We start from the raw sequence: 15263 nt of genomic DNA, 5'->3' as shown, positions 1-15263 counted from the left end.
CGGCCTCCAACCGGCACTCGGGGCGAAACCGGGCCAGCCGCCCGATAACTGAAGTATTTCTAATACTAAGTGCAAGAAAATAGCACTCTATCGGCTTTTAGAGCCGATAAACTTATGTTGGTGCCTTTTTCGGAGCCCCCATGACGGCGCGCCCCACGCTGCAGGTCACGGTCGAGCGTGGCCGTCCCGACGCACGCTACAGCGAGACCTTCGCGGTGCCGCAGCACGCCAACCAGACGGTGCTCGACGTCGTCACCTGGGTGCAGCAGCACGCGGACCCGACCCTGAGCTACCGCTTCGCCTGTCGCGTCGGCATGTGCGGCAGCTGCGCGATGATGGTCAACGACGAACCGCGCTGGACCTGTCGCACCCACGTCAACGCCGTGCTCGACGGCGACGCGTTGCACCTCGCGCCGCTGCGCAACCTGCCGGTGATCAACGACCTCGTCGCCGACATGGCACCCTTCTTCGACAAGTGGGTCGCCGCCGACGCCGTTCACCGGCCGACCCGCACACGCCATGAGCCCGTGCCCGAGGTCGACCCGGCCGGCCCGACCCGGCGCGCCGCTGACGCGGCGATCGAATGCATCAACTGTGCAGTGTGTTACGCCGCCTGCGACACCGTCACCGGCAACCCCGACTACCTCGGCCCGGCCGCACTGCAGCGCGCCTGGACCCTGATCAACGACGAACGCCACAGCGCGCCGGAGCGCACCTTCGCCGCCGTGACCGGCGACGACGGCTGCCTGAACTGCCACAGCATTGGCAGCTGCTCCGAGCGCTGTCCGGTGGAACTGCGACCGCTCGACGCGCTCGCGGGCCTGAAGCGGCAGGTGGTGCGCCAGGCGCTCGGCAAGGGGCTGCCGCATGCTTGACGCCAGGCTCTACCTCGCCCAACGCCTGAGTGCCGTGGTCATGGTGCCGCTGGTGATCGGCCACCTGGCGGTCATGGTCTACGCCGTGCACGGTGGCCTGACAGCCGCCGAGATTCTCGAGCGCACGCGCGGCAGCGTGTTCTGGCTCGGCTTCTACGGCACCTTCGTGCTGGCCGCAGGCGTGCACGCGGCAATCGGTCTGCGCAGCGTGGCACGCGAGTGGCTCGGCCTGACCGGCACCGGCCTCGCAGCGCTGACCTGGCTCAGCGGCCTCCTGCTCGTCTTCCTCGGCGCGCGCGCGGTCATGGCGGTGACCGCGCTGTGAGCACATCGCGACCCAGACACGCGCTGCACTGGGCACACTGGGTGCACCGGTTGTCCGGCGTCGCGCTTGCGGTGTTTCTGCCGCTGCACCTCTGGGTGCTGTCGCTTGCACTGACTGACCCGGCCGCCTTCGAGCAGGCCATCGCCTTTGCCGAACACCCGCTGGTCAAACTGGCCGAAACCGGTCTGGTCGGACTGCTCGCGTTGCACCTCATTGGCGGCCTGCGTCTGCTCGCGCTGGAGACACTCGGCTGGACCGGGTCGCAGAAACGCGTGTTCACGGTCGGTTGCCTGGCCGCGGCCGGCCTCGCCACGCTCTTCCTGATCAGCGCGACACGCTAGGAGCCACCCATGACACTCGACACCTGGCTTGCTTTCGTCGCCGCCTCGCTCGTGCTGACCATGAGCCCGGGCCCGAGCGTGTTGATCGCGTCGGTGCACGCGCTGCACCTGGGTTGCGGGCGCGCGCTGTTCACCGCACTCGGTGACATCAGCGCCAACGGCCTGCAGATGGTGTTGGTGGCGGTTGGCCTCGGTGCTGTCATTGCAAGCTCGGAACTCGCCTTTCAGGTCATCAAGTGGTTCGGCGTTGCCACACTCGCCTACCTCGGGCTCAAGCTGCTGCTGTCACAGCCCGAGCGCCAGCCGCGCGCGGACACACCGTCCGCGCGTCAGTTGTCGCGCACACGCTGTTTTGTCACCGGCTTCACCGTGGCTGCGGGAAACCCCAAGGCGATCGTGTTCTTCACCGCTTTTTTTCCACAGTTCATCGACCCGAGCGAGCCCCTGCTTGCCCAGATGCTCATTCTCTGCCCGACCATGGCCGCCATCGACCTGCTCTGGGTGATGGCCTACGCCAGCGCGGCGCGCCACCTGTTGGGCGCGCGCAGCCGCACGCTCACGACAATCAACCGGGTCACCGGCGGTCTGTTCCTCGGTGCGGCCGGGGCGTTGAGCGTCAGCACACGGTAGCCGCCATGGAGCGACACGACACCGACATCCTGATCATCGGCAGCGGCGGCGCCGGCCTCTTTGCCGCGCTACACGCGCAGCAGTCCGCGCCGGTCGGCACGCGGATCACCATCGCGGTGAAAGGCCTGCTCGGCAAATGCGGCTGTACGCGCATGGTGCAAGGTGGGTACAACGTGTCACTCGGCCCCGGCGACACCGTCGAACGGCACTTCATGGACACGATCCGCGGCGGCAAGTGGCTACCGAACCAGGACATGGCCTGGCGGTTGTGCGAGGACGCCGTGGAGCGCGTGCGCGAACTCGAGAACGAGATCGGCTGCTTCTTCGACCGCAACCCCGACGGCACACTGCACCACAAGGCCTTCGCCGGCCAGACCGCCGACCGAACGGTGCACAAGGGCGACCTCACCGGCATCGAGATCATCAGCCGCCTGATGGAACAGGTGCTCGCACGCCCGATCGAGCGCCTCGAGGAACACCGCGCCGTCGGCCTCATCCCGAACCGCGCCGGCGACGCGCTGGCCGGCGTGCTCTTCATCGACATGCGCACTGGAGGCTTTCGACTGGTGCGGGCAAAAGCCGTGTTGATGGCGACGGGCGGCGGGCCAACCTTGTATAAATACAACACACCGTCGGGCGACAAGAGCCTCGACGGGCTCGCCATGGCGCTGCGTGTCGGCCTGCCACTGCGCGACATGGAGATGGTGCAGTTCCACCCCACGGGCCTGCTCGCAGGCAGCCACACGCGCATGACAGGCACCGTGCTCGAGGAGGGGTTGCGCGGGGCCGGCGGCCACCTGCTCAACCACCACGAGCAGCGCTTCATGTTCGACTACGACTCACGCGGCGAGCGGGCCACACGCGATGTGGTCAGCCGCGGTATTTACGCCGAGATGCTCAAGAACAACCACCCCGACCAGGAGGGCGTGTTCATCCGCATGAGCCACCTCGGGCCGGAGGCGGTCGCACAACAATTCAAGGGCATGGTCAAGCGCTGCGCCGACTGCGGCTTCGACCTTGCTGGCGGGCTCGTCGAGGTGGTGCCGACCGCGCACTACCTGATGGGCGGCGTGGTCGTCGACGTCGACACCCGCACTGCGCTCGACGGCCTCTACGTCGCCGGCGAAGACGCCGGTGGCGCACACGGCTCGAACCGGCTCGGCGGCAACGGCGTGGCGAACTCCACGGTCTTCGGCGGCATCGCCGGCGATGTCATGGCGGCCGACATCCGCAGCCGCTCCGGCCTGCACGAACCTGATCCGACCGTGCTGGACGCCGAGGTCGCCCGCGCCCGGGCGCCGTTCGGCCCGGCCCCGGCTTCAGTGGCGCCGTTGCGGCAACGTCTGCAGGAGCGCATGTGGGACGAGGTCGGCGTGATCCGCAACGCCGCGGGCCTCCGGCGCGGCCTGGCCGCGCTGGACGAGATCGAGGCCGAGCTCGCGACGACCGGCGTCGACGACGCTGCACTCGCATTCAACCTGAGTTGGCACGACTGGCTGAACGTGAAATCCCTGTGCGACGTCGGCCGCGCCATCACCCACGCGGCCCTCGCGCGGGAAAATTCGCGCGGCGCCCACTACCGCGACGACTTCCCGGACGAAGGCGACCTCGACACGTCCTACTTCACCGTGGTGCAGCAGCACGGCGACACCTTGCAGGTCACGCGGGAGCCGGTCCAGTTCACCCTCGTGCGCCCGGGCGAGTCGATCCTGTCCGCCGACGAGCCCGACACCCTGGTGGCCCAACCATGATTCCGATCACGCAAATAGAAGAAACGGCAGGGGCACTGATGGCAAAGGCGGCCATCGAGATCCCCGATGACTACCACAGTGGCCTGAAACAGGCCGCCAGGACCGAGACCGGGCCACTCGCCAACTACGTGCTGAACGCGATGCTCGACAACTACGCCGCAGCCAAACTCGACCGGTGTGCAATGTGTGGCGACACCGGCACGCCACGCTGGTACGTGAAGATAGGCAACGAGGCGCGCATCGAGGGCGGCCCGATCGCGCTCGAGGCCGCCCTGCGACGCGCCACGGCAAGCGCGACCACCGAGGTGCCACTGCGACCGAACCGCGTGCACCCCCTGTGGCGTACCGACCACAACAACAACGTCGGCATCGGCGCGCCGGAGATCGAGTACGCCTTCGAACCCGAGGGCGATTGGCTCGACCTGATCACGGTGCACAAGGGCGGCCTGTTCGGCACCGACTACCGCATGCTGTTCCCCTCCGACGGCATCGAGGGCATCAAGCGCTTCTACCTCGACAGCCTCGTGGCGTTCGGCAAGCGCGGCCTCGCCTGCCAGCCAGCCATCATCGGCATCGGCCTCGGTGGCTGCAAGGACACCTGCATGGTGCTCGGCAAGCGGGCCGCCTGCCTGCGCACCGTCGGCAGTGTCAACCCCGACCCGAAAATCGCCGAGCTCGAAGCCGAGTTCAAGGAACTCGGCAACTCGATCGGCATGGGCGCGATGGGTTTTGTCGGCAAGAACATGGTGGTCGATTGCCACATCGAGGTCGGCTACTGCCACACCGGTGGCATGCAGATGAGCGTGCACGCTTTCTGCCTGTCCTCGCGTCGTGCGGTCGCCCGGCTGTACCCCGATGGCCGTGTGGAACACCGCACAGACCCGGACTGGTTCACCGACTACCAACGACGGGAGACAGTCGAATGGACGGCCTAGCCAAACCGCGCGAGGTGCGCCTGAGCACCACCCCGACACCCGAGGCGCTCGCCGAACTGCAACTCGGCGACATCGTCATGCTCGACGGCTTGATCTACACTGCGCGGGAAGGGGTGTACATGCGTGCGCTCGAAGAGGGCGCCAACATCCCGATGGAACTGCCCGCCGAGAGTGCAGCCAATTTTCACTGCTCGCCCGCGGCCAGCATCCGCGCTGACGGCAGCTTCGACATGGGCGCCGTGACGGCCACCGCATCATTCCGTTTCGCCAAGTGGCTGCCAGAGTGGTTTGACAAGTCCGGCGCCAAACTGATCATTGGCAAGGGTGGGATGTCGTCGCAGGACTACCGGGACCATTTCGTGCCGAACGGCGCGGTGTATCTTTCGACCGTGGGCTACGGCACGGGTGCGCTGCTCGGGCGTGGCATCGAGAAGGTCGAAGCCGTGCACTGGCACGCCGAGCTCGGCCTCGCGCAAGCCATGTGGGTCATCCGAGCCCGCGGCATGGGCCCGTTCATCGTCGCCTCGGACCTCGAAGGCAACTGCCTGTTCGAGCGCGAAAACGCCAAGATCAGCGCCGGACTCGACGCCGTCTACGCCGGCACCCGCCCGGCGGTGCTCAAGCGCTTCGGCGAAACCGACGACCGGTCCGATGAACTCATCTGACCCCGTCGCCGACAGCGCATGAATTCATCGACCACCCCAGTCAAACCGCGTCGCGTCGCCGACGCGCTGGTGCGCACGCTCTGCGGGCGCGGCGTCAGCCGCGTGTTTGCGCTGTCGGGCAACCAGATCATGCCGCTGTTCGACGCGTGCCTCGACGCCGGGCTCGAGATCGTGCACACCCGGCACGAGGCGGCCTGTGTGTACATGGCCGAGGCGCACGCGCAGCTCACCGGCGAGCTCGGTGTGGCGCTGGTCACGGCCGGCGTGGGGCTCGGCAACGCGGTCGGCCCGCTGTACTGCGCGCTCACCTCCGAGACGCCGGTGCTGTTGCTCTCCGGTGATTCGCCGCAAGCGCAGGACGGCCACGGCGCGTTTCAGGAACTGGATCAGGCGACCCTGACCCGGGCCGTCACGCGCTTTTGCGCGCGACCGACCTCCGCGGCCGCCGTGGCGGCAGACCTTGACACAGCCTGCCGGATTGCGATCGGTAGCCACCCGGGGCCTGTGCACCTCGCGCTGCCGGCGGATGTGTTGGCCCAGCCGTGTGAATCGGACACCGGCGCTACGCCTGGCGATCCCGACGCCGCTGCCGCGGTTGCATCGACCGACGTGGCCGAGGTCGCTGCCACTCTGGCAAGGGCAACGCAGCCGTTGATCGTGCTCGGCCCCACGCTCAACGCCACACGTCAGCCGGGGTTGGTCGACGCGCTGGAGCGCGCAACCGGCGCGCCCACCGTCGTGGCCGAGAGCCCGCGCGGCCTCAAGGACCCGACTTATGCCAACCTTGGCTCTACGATCAGCAACGCGGACACGGTGGTGCTGCTCGGCAAGCCCTGCGACTTCAGCCTGGGTTTCGGGGGTATGGCGGCACCCGACAGCCACTGGACACTCGTGCACGCCGACGCCGCCGTGCTGCAGCAGGCGGCAACCAACCTGGCAGCAACGCCGCACAGTGGCATCCAGGCCGACCCGATCGGTTTCGCCCGGCGCCTCGCCGAGACCGGCCCGCGTGCCGCCGTGCCAGCCTGGCGCACCCGCTGCGACGTGTGGCTGGCACCGCTAAATGCCACGGGGACGGCAACCGTCGCGGGCAGCTTGCACCCGGCCACCGTGTGCCGTGCCGTGCAGGACGCGCTCAACCGCAGCAGCAATGCAATCCTGATCACCGACGGCGGTGAGTTCGGTCAGTGGGCGCAGGCGTGTTGTCGCGCACCACGCCGCGTTGTCAATGGCGTCGCCGGCAGCATCGGCGGCGCGATTCCGGCGGCGGTGGCTGCCAGCCTCGCCGACCCGACGGCGGACATCGTCGTGCTGATGGGCGACGGCAGCGCCGGCTTTCACCTGCTGGAGCTCGACACAGCCGTGCGCGTCGGCGCGCGCTTTCACCTGGTCATCGGCAACGACCGCCGCTGGAACGCCGAACACCAGATTCAGCTGCGCGACTACGGCATCGATCGACTGGTCGGCTGCGAACTGGGCGAGGCCGACTACGCGGCGGTGGCGCGCGGCCTCGGCGCCTGCGGCGAGCGCGTGAGCACGGTTGCCGCGCTCACCGAGGCCCTCGCCCGCCGGGTGTCAACGCCGCTGTGCGTCGACACGGCCATAGAGAGTGTTGCAGCCCCGGCCACAACCTGACGCCTGTCCGCTAGCTGCCATCCGGCGTGAAATAGCCATCGAGCACGCTGTGCACGTCCTTCACGCCGTCGCCTTTCAATGCGGAGAACAGCTGCAGGGTGGCCTCGACACCGGCGTCCTCGAGTTCACGCACGCAGGCGTGCAGGGCCGCGTGCGCCTTGTTTCGGCTGAGTTTGTCAGCCTTGGTCAGGAGGATGTGCAGGTCGAGCGGCGGCCCCTGTCGCCGACCGAGAACAAAATCCAGCAGCTGCCAGTCGACGTCGGTCAGCGGGTGGCGCACGTCGGTCAACATGACCAGGCACTTCAACGGCACCCGTTCGACCAGGTAGTCGCCCAGCACGCGCTGCCAGTGCGCGCGCTTGTCGCGCGACACCTTGGCGTAGCCGTAGCCCGGCAAGTCGACCAGGTAGTGCCCGGTGGCGTCGCCAAGCTGAAAATAGTTGATGAGCTGTGTGCGCCCCGGTGTCTTCGAGGTGCGCGCCAGTTTGCGGTTGCGCGTGATGCCGTTCAGCGCACTGGATTTGCCCGCATTCGACCGCCCGGCGAACGCCACCTCGACGACGGCGTCGCCCGGCAGCTGCCGCAAGGCGTCGGCACTGGTGGCGAACTGCGCTTGGAAATAGAGGGGGTTCACGGGCTTCTCGTCGGTTACCCGTCCGGGCGGGTCAGGTCAGGGACAACGGGCCGTCCTGCCGGCGGTGCCGGCGGCCGGTCAGGGTGTCAATTTCACGGCAACGCTGCCGCCGTGCCGAGGGCGACAGGCCAAGCACACGCACTGCAACATAGCACGGCCTTTGCTACCATCGCCTGCTGAGCCTGCGCACGGCGCGGCACGGCGCTCTGTGGACCTGTTTATCTGTCGGACCCAACATGAAAAAGTTTCTGGTATCCCTCATCTGCGGCGCTGCTCTGGCGGTCAACGGCTCGGCGCTCGCCACTGGGGACGCCGCGGCGGGCCAGGGCAAAGCCATGGTCTGTGCGGCCTGTCACGGCGCTGACGGCAACGCGACAACCCCGACCTTCCCCAAACTCGCCGGCCAGCACGCGGACTACACGATCAAGCAGCTCGCGGCGTTCAAATCCGGCGCGCGTGCCAACGCCGTCATGATGCCGCAGGCCGCGGGCCTGAGCGACCAGGACATGGCCGACCTTGCGGCCTTCTACGCCGAACAGACCGGTTCGGTCGGCGTGGCCGGTGAGGGTGCCGTGCCGCTCGGTGAGACAATCTACCGCGCCGGCATCCCCGGCTCGAGCACACCGGCGTGTGCCAGCTGCCACGGGCCGAACGGCGCGGGCGTGCCCGGCGCCGGCTTTCCAATGCTGAGTGGCCAGCACGCGGACTACACGGTAGCGCAGTTGCGCGCCTACCGCGATGGCAGCCGCAACTCCGATCCGAACGGCGTGATGCGCACCGCAACCAAGCGCATGACCGACGCCGAAATCGACGCGGTAGCGGCCTACATCCAGGGCCTCTACTGAATCACCCACCGGTGCGCGGTGGCGACGAACCAATCCGGTTTGCCGCCATCTACCTTCTGGACTGTTTCACGGAGCGTCGCCCGCGCGGGTGCTGACGCCCTTTTTGTGTGCCTGACACCGCCATGAGCACTTCAGCACAACGACGGCCTGCCACGGATTCGATCTGGGCCTTCCTCGGCTCGATGAGCTTCGCGATCACGCTGCTCGTGGTGCTGTCGCTGGCGTCGGTGATCGGCACGGTGCTGCAGCAGAACCAGCCGTGGAACGACTACATCATCAAGTTCGGGCCGTTCTGGTTCGACGTGTTCCGCCGCGTCGAGCTCTTCAACGTGTACGGCAGCGTCTGGTTCATGCTGATTCTGCTGGCGCTGCTGGTGTCGACGAGCACGTGCATTGCACGGAACTGGCCGGCAATGCAGCGCGAGATGCGCAACTGGCGCGACCGCGTGCAGCACCGCTCGCTGCGCGCCATGTCCCACAACGCGGACTGGCAGAGCACCGCAGCACCGCTGACGGTCACTGAGACCGCGCAGCGCCTGCTGCGCGCCCGCGGCTACAGCACCCGGGTCAGCGGCGACGATGGCCGCGCCCTGTTGAGCGCGAAGCGCGGCAACTGGAACCGCGTGGGGTACCTCTCCACCCACAGCGCCATCGTGATCATCTGCGTCGGCGCCCTGCTCGACAGCTCGCTCGGCTGGCGTTTCGCCGAACTGCTCGGGCGCCTCGAACCCGAGACGCGCAACATCCCGGCCTCGCAGGTGCCGCCGGTCAGTCGCCTGCCGCTGTGGAACCCGGGCTTCCGCGGCAACGTCGAAATCCCCGAGGGCTCGAGCGCCAACCTCGCGTTCGTGCCGCTGCGCGACGGCTACCTGGTCCAGGACCTGCCGTTCACCATTGAGGTCGAAGCCTTCCGGGTCGAGCACCACATCACCGGGCAACCCAAATCGTTCGAGAGTGATCTGATCATCCACGACGACACCCTCGACGCGCCGTTGCGCCAGACGATCGAGGTCAACCACCCACTGTCGCACCGCGGCTACACGATCTACCAATCGAGTTTCGGCGACGGCGGCACCCGCGTGGCGCTGAACGTCTGGCCGCTCGACGGCGTGACACCCACCCAGGAGGGCGTACAGGGCACAGTCAAGCGCACCTTGCAGGTTCCCGCCGCGGACGGCATGCGCACACTGGAGCTGGACGACTTCCGTCTGTTCAACATCAACCCCGTGCTCGACGACGACGGAGAGGTCGATCAACGCAACTTCGGTCCGGCCTTGCAATTCAAGGTGCGCGAAAGCAATGGGCAGGCGATCGAGTTCTTCAATTACATGTCGCCAGTGATGATCAACGGCACCATGACGGTGCTGAGCGGCCGACGGACCAGCATCGGCGACGAGTTCGAGTACCTGCACATCCCGGCTGACAAGAAGGGCACCGCCACGCGCTTTCTGCAGTATGTCGACACACTGCAGAACCCCGACACCATGACGCGCATCGTCCGCGTGGCCGTGCTCGGCGAGCAGGCGGAGCAGGCCTCCGAAGAGCAACTCGGCTTGGCTGACGCGATGGGCTCGCTGGTGCCCCTGTTCATCGAGCGCGGCTTCGCAGGCGTCGAGGCCGACATCGAGTCACGTGTGCCCGAAGCGCAGCGGGACACCGTGCGCGAAGCCTACCTCCGGGTCTTTCAACGCATCCTGACCATCAGCTACCTCGAGATACTCGCCGGCGAGGGCACCTTCGCGCCCGACGCATTCGATGAGGCCTGGCTCGAGAACGCGATCAACGCCCTGAACGGACTCTCGGTGTACGGCTCGCCGTTCTACGTGCAAATGACACAATTCGAACACCGCGAGTCGACCGGCCTCCAAATTGCGAAGTCACCGGGGAAGGCGATTGTCTATTTCGGGTCAACCCTGTTGATGATCGGGGTCTTTTTGCTGTTTTATGTGCAACAGCGGCGGTTGTGGCTGTCCGTGCAACGCGGCGAAGACGGCGCGCAGCATGTGGTCTTCGCCGGTGTGCCCGAGCGGGCGCGCACGGAGTTCGACCGGGAATTTGCCGTCCTGGCAGCGGGGCTGGAAGCCAACACGACGCGTGAGAGCGCGTCAGGAGAAGCGCGATGAACACCTCTCAAGACACGCTGCTCGCGGAATTCGACCGCAAGCCGCTGCTGCGCCGCCTCGGGGCGGTCGACTGGCTCTGGGCCGTCGCGTTGGCGGTGCTGTCTTGGAACACCCTGAGCCTCTACGGCGGGGTCATGGATGGCTATGAAATCGGCATCACCATCGGCTCGGCGCTGTCGCTGGTCTGGCTCGGCTGGGTGTGGCGACCGATGGCCGTGCTCTCGATCGTGGTGGCGGCCATGAGCCTCTTCGCGATCTGGCTCTACGGCGACTCGCTCGCGCCAGCGGAAACGAATTTCTTCCTGAAGTACCTGATCGCGAGCCAGCAGGCCGTGATGTGGATGAGCGCGCTCTACGTGCTGGCGACGGCGAGCTACTTCTTCGGCCTTGCAGCCAACTCCGACTTTGCCGACAGGGTGGGCACCGCGCTCACCTGGTCGGCCACCGCCTTCGGCTTCACCGGCCTCTTCGTGCGCTGGCGCGAGTCCTACCTCGTGCACCCGGATTTCGGCCACATCCCGGTCAGCAACCTCTACGAAGTCTTCATCCTGTTCTGCATCATCACGGCGCTGCTGTACCTCTACTACGAACAGAAGAGCGGCACCCGTCGCGCGGGCGGTTTTGCCCTGGCCGTGATCAGCGCGGCCGTGGGCTTCATTCTCTGGTACACCTTCGACCGAGGCGCCCACGAGATCCAGCCGCTGGTGCCCGCGCTGCAAAGCTACTGGATGAAGATCCACGTGCCGGCCAACTTCGTCGGCTACGGCGCCTTCTCGCTCGCGGCCATGCTGTCGGTGGCCTGGCTGTTCCGCGACCGCCGGGACCGCGCCGGCAAACCCAGCCGATTGCCCGAGGCCGAGCTGCTCGACGACATCACCTACAAGGCAATCGCGCTCGGCTTCGCGTTCTTCACCATCGCCACCGTGCTCGGCGCGATGTGGGCCGCCGAGGCCTGGGGCGGCTACTGGTCCTGGGACCCGAAGGAAACCTGGGCGCTGATCGTCTGGCTCAACTACGCCGGCTGGTTGCATTTGCGCCTGACCAAGGGCTGGCGCGGCGCGCACATGGCCTGGTGGTCGATCGCCGGGTTCTTCATCACCCTGTTTGCCTTCCTCGGCGTGAACATGTTCCTCGGCGGCCTGCACTCCTACGGCGAGCTCTAGCCACGGGCCAGCGTCCGCGACAGGGGTCGGGGCGCTGTCGGGCGGCCGACTCGGAACAAATCTCGCATTTGAACCATTCGAACCGGGCCCGATCTGAGCTCGGACCACCGCCACCTGGAGACCCACATGATCCTGAACGCCTTTCGCGCCAGCCTCGCCGCGCTCTTTCTGCTGCTCGCCGGTGGCGCCCACGCGATGGACGGCTACGAGACCCTGCCGCTCGCGGGTGATCAGCGCTCTGACGGCAAGGTCGAAGTGATCAAATTCTTCTGGTACGGCTGCCCGCACTGCTACGCGGCGGAACCCACCGTCAACAGCTGGGTGGACGAGAAGCCTGACAACGTGATCTTTCGCCGCGAAGCACCGCCCTTGAACCAGGGCTGGACCGTCCATTCGCAGGCCTTCTACGCCGCCCAGCTCATGGGCGTGCTGGACGAATTCCACGACGCATTCTTCAACGAGATCCACCAGAACAAGAACCGGATGCGACGCCCGTCCGACATCGGCGACTTCGTCGAGACGCTCGGCATCGACAGCAAGAAATTCATGAGCACCATGAAATCCTTTGCGGTACAGGGCAAGATCCAGAACTCGATGAAGCTCGCACAGAAGTTTCGCCTCACCGGCGTGCCGACGGTTATCGTCGACGGGCGCTACAAGACCGGCGGCTCCATTGCCGGCTCCTACCCCCGCATGATGGAGGTGGTCGGGTCACTCGCCGCTGACGTCACCGGCAGCTAAGCCCCCGGTGCAGGACCTCCGTCGCGTCGGCCCGCCGCGCGAACAGGTCGACGACCCCGACGCCGCAACCGAAAGGCTGCGGCGTTTTCTGTTGGACCACCGCCCCCTGGTGCTCACCGGCGCAGGCATCAGCGTCGCCGCCGGCCTGCCGGCCTACCGCGACGCCACCGGCCAGTGGCAGCACGCGCAACCGATGCAGCACCGCGATTTCCTCGGGTCGGACGCCGCCCGCCGGCGCTACTGGTCGCGCGCCATGCTCGGTTGGCGCGCGTTCTCGGCCGCCGCGCCAAGCCCGGTGCACCGCTCACTCGCGCGCTGGCAGCACGCCGAGCGCATCGGCCTGATCGTCACCCAGAACGTCGACGCCCTGCACCAACGCGCGGGTAGCATAGACGTGCTCGACTTGCACGGCAGACTGGACACCGTCGTCTGCCTCGATTGCCAGGCAGAGAGCCCACGCAGCGCAATGCAGGACCGTTTGGAAGCGGCCAACCCCGACCGGGTCACGCCGTTGGCACGCGTGGTCAAGCCCGACGGCGACACCGGCGTTGACACCGTCGACGCCGACTTCCGCTTGCCGGCCTGCGAGCGCTGCGGCGGCCGGTTGAAACCCGATGTGGTGTTCTACGGCGACACCGTGCCCCGCGCCCGCGTCGACGCCGTGAAGGCCGCGCTCGATACGGCCGGCGCCCTGTTGGTGATCGGCAGCTCACTGAGTGTCTACTCGGGCTACCGTGTCGCGCGCTGGGCCGCCGAATCGGGCTTTCCGACCGTGCTCGTCAACCCCGGGGTGACGCGGGCCGACCCACTCGCCGACGTGCGTCTGGCCGTCGACGCACAAACGGTGCTGCCCACCGTCTGACCGGTCACGGGCTGGTAAACTAGCGGGTTGTAGTCGACCGCGCGATTGAACTACAGCGATTCGTTGCCGCTATACCCTGCAGCATCCCCCTACTGCACCGTGACCAGGACCCCACATGACCCGCACCGCCAGTGATGAAATCCTCGACCAATGGAAATCCCGTCAGCACCTCGCTGAGAAAATGATCCCGTTGGTCGGCCAGCTCTACCGAGAGAACGGCGTCGCCGTCAAGGTGTTCGGCCGCCGGCTGATCAACACCAACACTGTCGACATCATCAAGGCACACCGCTTCGGACGCTCGATGGTGGGTCAGGAACTCGACATCGCCTCGAGCTACGCCATGCTCGAGAAGATCGTCGCGATGGACCTCGCGCCGGCGCGACTCGATCTCGGCAAGCTTGCCAGCCAGTACACCGCACTCGACCCGGCGCCCCCGCTCGAGGACTACCTCGCCGAGCAGCTCGGCGTGGTCGCCGGCCGACAGGCCGACCGCGGTGAACCCAAGGACGTTGTCCTCTACGGCTTCGGTCGCATCGGGCGCCTGCTCGCCCGACTGCTGATCGAGCGCACCGGCAGTGGCTACAACATGCGCCTGCGTGCCATCGTGGTTCGCGGCAAGGGCGACGACCTCGAAAAGCGCGCCAGCCTGCTGCGCCGGGATTCGATTCACGGGCCGTTCAACGGCTCGATCACGGTCGACGAAGAGCAGAAGGCGATCATCGCCAACGGCAGCCTGATCCAGATGATCTACGCCAACAGCCCGGACGAGGTCGACTACACCGCCTACGGCATCGACAACGCGCTGATCGTCGACAACACCGGGATCTGGAAAGACCGCGACGGACTCGGCTTGCATTTGAAATCCAAGGGCGCGAGCAAGGTGCTGCTCACCGCACCCGCCAAGGGCGACATCAAGAACATCGTCTACGGCGTCAACAGCGACGAGATCGACGCCGACGACACCATTCTGTGTGCGGCCTCGTGCACCACCAACGCCATCGTGCCGGTGCTGAAGGTGGTCAACGACCGTTTCGGCATCCGCAGCGGCCACATCGAAACCGTGCACAGCTACACCAACGACCAGAACCTGGTCGACAACATGCACAAGGCCGAGCGCCGCGGCCGCAGCGCGCCGATGAACATGGTGATCACCTCGACCGGCGCGGCGAAGGCCGTGGCCAAGGCGTTGCCCGAGCTCGCGGGCAAACTGACCGGCAACGCCATCCGGGTGCCGACGCCGAACGTGTCCCTCGCGGTCATGAACCTCAACCTCGATGAAGCAACCGACGCAGACGCGCTGAACACCTTCCTGCGCGATCAGGCGTTGCACACACTGCAGGGCCAGATCGGCTACACCTCGTCCACCGAGCTGGTCTCGACCGACCTCGTCGGTTCGCACGACGCAGGTGTGGTCGACTCGGCGGCGACCATCGTCGACGGTGACCGGGTTGTCTTGTACGTCTGGTACGACAATGAAGCCGGCTACAGCAGCCAGGTGGTGCGCGTGATGCAGCAGGTGGTCGGCCTCGACATGCCGGTGCTGCCCTCAGCCTGATCGCCGGGTGCCACGGCGGGCTCAGACGACACCGAGCCCGCAACCGGCCGAAACGCGTTCCTTTGGTACGTTGCGCACCCGACCAGCTCGTTCGATACTGCAGGTTGTTCAAGTGCCACGCCCAAGAGGAACGTGGCTTGCGGTCTACGCAAGGTCAGCCCGGTACCGGCTCTTGCGTCTCAC

The 15263-nt window shown here is 66.8% G+C and carries 15 protein-coding genes; 14 read left to right on the top strand and 1 reads right to left on the bottom strand.

Annotated features, from left to right (window positions below; genetic code table 11):
* Positions 1-140: 140 nt before the first annotated feature.
* The 8 genes from AAGA11_14035 to AAGA11_14000 are packed head-to-tail and all read left to right on the top strand — an operon-like array spanning position 141 to position 7157.
* A complete protein-coding gene (locus AAGA11_14035) occupies positions 141-875 on the top strand; it encodes a 2Fe-2S iron-sulfur cluster-binding protein (protein ID MEM9603981.1) in 735 nt (244 codons plus the stop codon).
* On the top strand, positions 868-1200 hold the full coding sequence (locus tag AAGA11_14030; protein MEM9603980.1) for a succinate dehydrogenase: 333 nt from the start codon (positions 868-870) through the stop codon (positions 1198-1200). The genes AAGA11_14035 and AAGA11_14030 overlap by 8 nt, the downstream gene beginning before the upstream one ends.
* Positions 1197-1541 carry a succinate dehydrogenase, cytochrome b556 subunit gene (gene sdhC, locus AAGA11_14025; GenBank protein ID MEM9603979.1) on the top strand — a complete coding sequence of 115 codons (345 nt, stop codon included), beginning with the start codon at positions 1197-1199 and terminating at the stop codon, positions 1539-1541. Before AAGA11_14030 ends, sdhC begins: the two co-directional genes overlap by 4 nt.
* A gap of 9 nt (positions 1542-1550) precedes the next feature.
* Positions 1551-2171 carry a LysE family transporter gene (locus tag AAGA11_14020; GenBank protein ID MEM9603978.1) on the top strand — a complete coding sequence of 207 codons (621 nt, stop codon included), beginning with the start codon at positions 1551-1553 and terminating at the stop codon, positions 2169-2171.
* A 5-nt stretch (positions 2172-2176) separates the two neighbouring features.
* Positions 2177-3922, top strand: coding sequence for an FAD-dependent oxidoreductase (locus AAGA11_14015; GenBank protein ID MEM9603977.1), 1746 nt, complete (start codon positions 2177-2179; stop codon positions 3920-3922).
* The gene (locus AAGA11_14010; protein MEM9603976.1) at positions 3919-4857 is read left to right on the top strand and encodes a fumarate hydratase; all 939 of its coding nucleotides are present in this window, start codon (positions 3919-3921) and stop codon (positions 4855-4857) included. Before AAGA11_14015 ends, AAGA11_14010 begins: the two co-directional genes overlap by 4 nt.
* The gene (locus tag AAGA11_14005; GenBank protein MEM9603975.1) at positions 4845-5522 is read left to right on the top strand and encodes a fumarate hydratase C-terminal domain-containing protein; all 678 of its coding nucleotides are present in this window, start codon (positions 4845-4847) and stop codon (positions 5520-5522) included. The genes AAGA11_14010 and AAGA11_14005 overlap by 13 nt, the downstream gene beginning before the upstream one ends.
* Positions 5523-5540: 18 nt before the next feature.
* Complete coding sequence (locus AAGA11_14000; protein MEM9603974.1) at positions 5541-7157, top strand: thiamine pyrophosphate-binding protein; 1617 nt, start codon at positions 5541-5543, stop codon at positions 7155-7157.
* Positions 7158-7167: 10 nt separating this feature from the next.
* Here AAGA11_14000 and yihA read toward each other — a convergent pair whose 3' ends face one another.
* A complete protein-coding gene (gene yihA, locus AAGA11_13995) occupies positions 7168-7791 on the bottom strand; it encodes a ribosome biogenesis GTP-binding protein YihA/YsxC (GenBank protein MEM9603973.1) in 624 nt (207 codons plus the stop codon).
* 236 nt (positions 7792-8027) lie between these two features.
* Between yihA and AAGA11_13990 the strand changes: the two genes are divergently transcribed.
* The 6 genes from AAGA11_13990 to AAGA11_13965 all read left to right on the top strand — a co-directional run bounded on the left by AAGA11_13990 (position 8028) and on the right by AAGA11_13965 (position 15080).
* Positions 8028-8636, top strand: coding sequence for a c-type cytochrome (locus AAGA11_13990; GenBank protein ID MEM9603972.1), 609 nt, complete (start codon positions 8028-8030; stop codon positions 8634-8636).
* 122 nt (positions 8637-8758) lie between these two features.
* Positions 8759-10759 carry a cytochrome c biogenesis protein ResB gene (locus AAGA11_13985; GenBank protein ID MEM9603971.1) on the top strand — a complete coding sequence of 667 codons (2001 nt, stop codon included), beginning with the start codon at positions 8759-8761 and terminating at the stop codon, positions 10757-10759.
* Entirely contained in the window at positions 10756-11922 is a 1167-nt protein-coding gene (ccsB, locus tag AAGA11_13980) for a c-type cytochrome biogenesis protein CcsB (GenBank protein ID MEM9603970.1), read from the top strand. The genes AAGA11_13985 and ccsB overlap by 4 nt, the downstream gene beginning before the upstream one ends.
* Before the next feature lie 126 nt (positions 11923-12048).
* Entirely contained in the window at positions 12049-12663 is a 615-nt protein-coding gene (locus tag AAGA11_13975) for a thiol:disulfide interchange protein DsbA/DsbL (protein ID MEM9603969.1), read from the top strand.
* Between the two features lie 7 nt (positions 12664-12670).
* Complete coding sequence (locus tag AAGA11_13970) at positions 12671-13525, top strand: NAD-dependent protein deacetylase (GenBank protein MEM9603968.1); 855 nt, start codon at positions 12671-12673, stop codon at positions 13523-13525.
* Between the two features lie 115 nt (positions 13526-13640).
* A complete protein-coding gene (locus AAGA11_13965) occupies positions 13641-15080 on the top strand; it encodes a glyceraldehyde-3-phosphate dehydrogenase (protein MEM9603967.1) in 1440 nt (479 codons plus the stop codon).
* Positions 15081-15263 lie beyond the last annotated feature (183 nt).

This window comes from Pseudomonadota bacterium (assembly GCA_039196715.1).
GTDB lineage: Bacteria > Pseudomonadota > Gammaproteobacteria > CALCKW01 > CALCKW01 > CALCKW01.
This window is presented reverse-complemented; position numbering and strand designations above follow the sequence as displayed.

Excerpts from the sequence above, each read along its gene's own strand:
- AAGA11_14035 (MEM9603981.1), top strand. The coding sequence starts at position 141 with ATGACGGCGCGCCCCACGCTGCAGGTCACGGTCGAGCGTGGCCGTCCC.
- AAGA11_14030 (MEM9603980.1), top strand. The coding sequence starts at position 868 with ATGCTTGACGCCAGGCTCTACCTCGCCCAACGCCTGAGTGCCGTGGTC.
- AAGA11_14020 (MEM9603978.1), top strand. The coding sequence starts at position 1,551 with ATGACACTCGACACCTGGCTTGCTTTCGTCGCCGCCTCGCTCGTGCTG.
- AAGA11_14015 (MEM9603977.1), top strand. The coding sequence starts at position 2,177 with ATGGAGCGACACGACACCGACATCCTGATCATCGGCAGCGGCGGCGCC.
- AAGA11_14010 (MEM9603976.1), top strand. The coding sequence starts at position 3,919 with ATGATTCCGATCACGCAAATAGAAGAAACGGCAGGGGCACTGATGGCA.
- AAGA11_14005 (MEM9603975.1), top strand. The coding sequence starts at position 4,845 with ATGGACGGCCTAGCCAAACCGCGCGAGGTGCGCCTGAGCACCACCCCG.
- AAGA11_14000 (MEM9603974.1), top strand. The coding sequence starts at position 5,541 with ATGAATTCATCGACCACCCCAGTCAAACCGCGTCGCGTCGCCGACGCG.
- AAGA11_13990 (MEM9603972.1), top strand. The coding sequence starts at position 8,028 with ATGAAAAAGTTTCTGGTATCCCTCATCTGCGGCGCTGCTCTGGCGGTC.
- AAGA11_13985 (MEM9603971.1), top strand. The coding sequence starts at position 8,759 with ATGAGCACTTCAGCACAACGACGGCCTGCCACGGATTCGATCTGGGCC.
- ccsB (MEM9603970.1), top strand. The coding sequence starts at position 10,756 with ATGAACACCTCTCAAGACACGCTGCTCGCGGAATTCGACCGCAAGCCG.
- AAGA11_13975 (MEM9603969.1), top strand. The coding sequence starts at position 12,049 with ATGATCCTGAACGCCTTTCGCGCCAGCCTCGCCGCGCTCTTTCTGCTG.
- AAGA11_13965 (MEM9603967.1), top strand. The coding sequence starts at position 13,641 with ATGACCCGCACCGCCAGTGATGAAATCCTCGACCAATGGAAATCCCGT.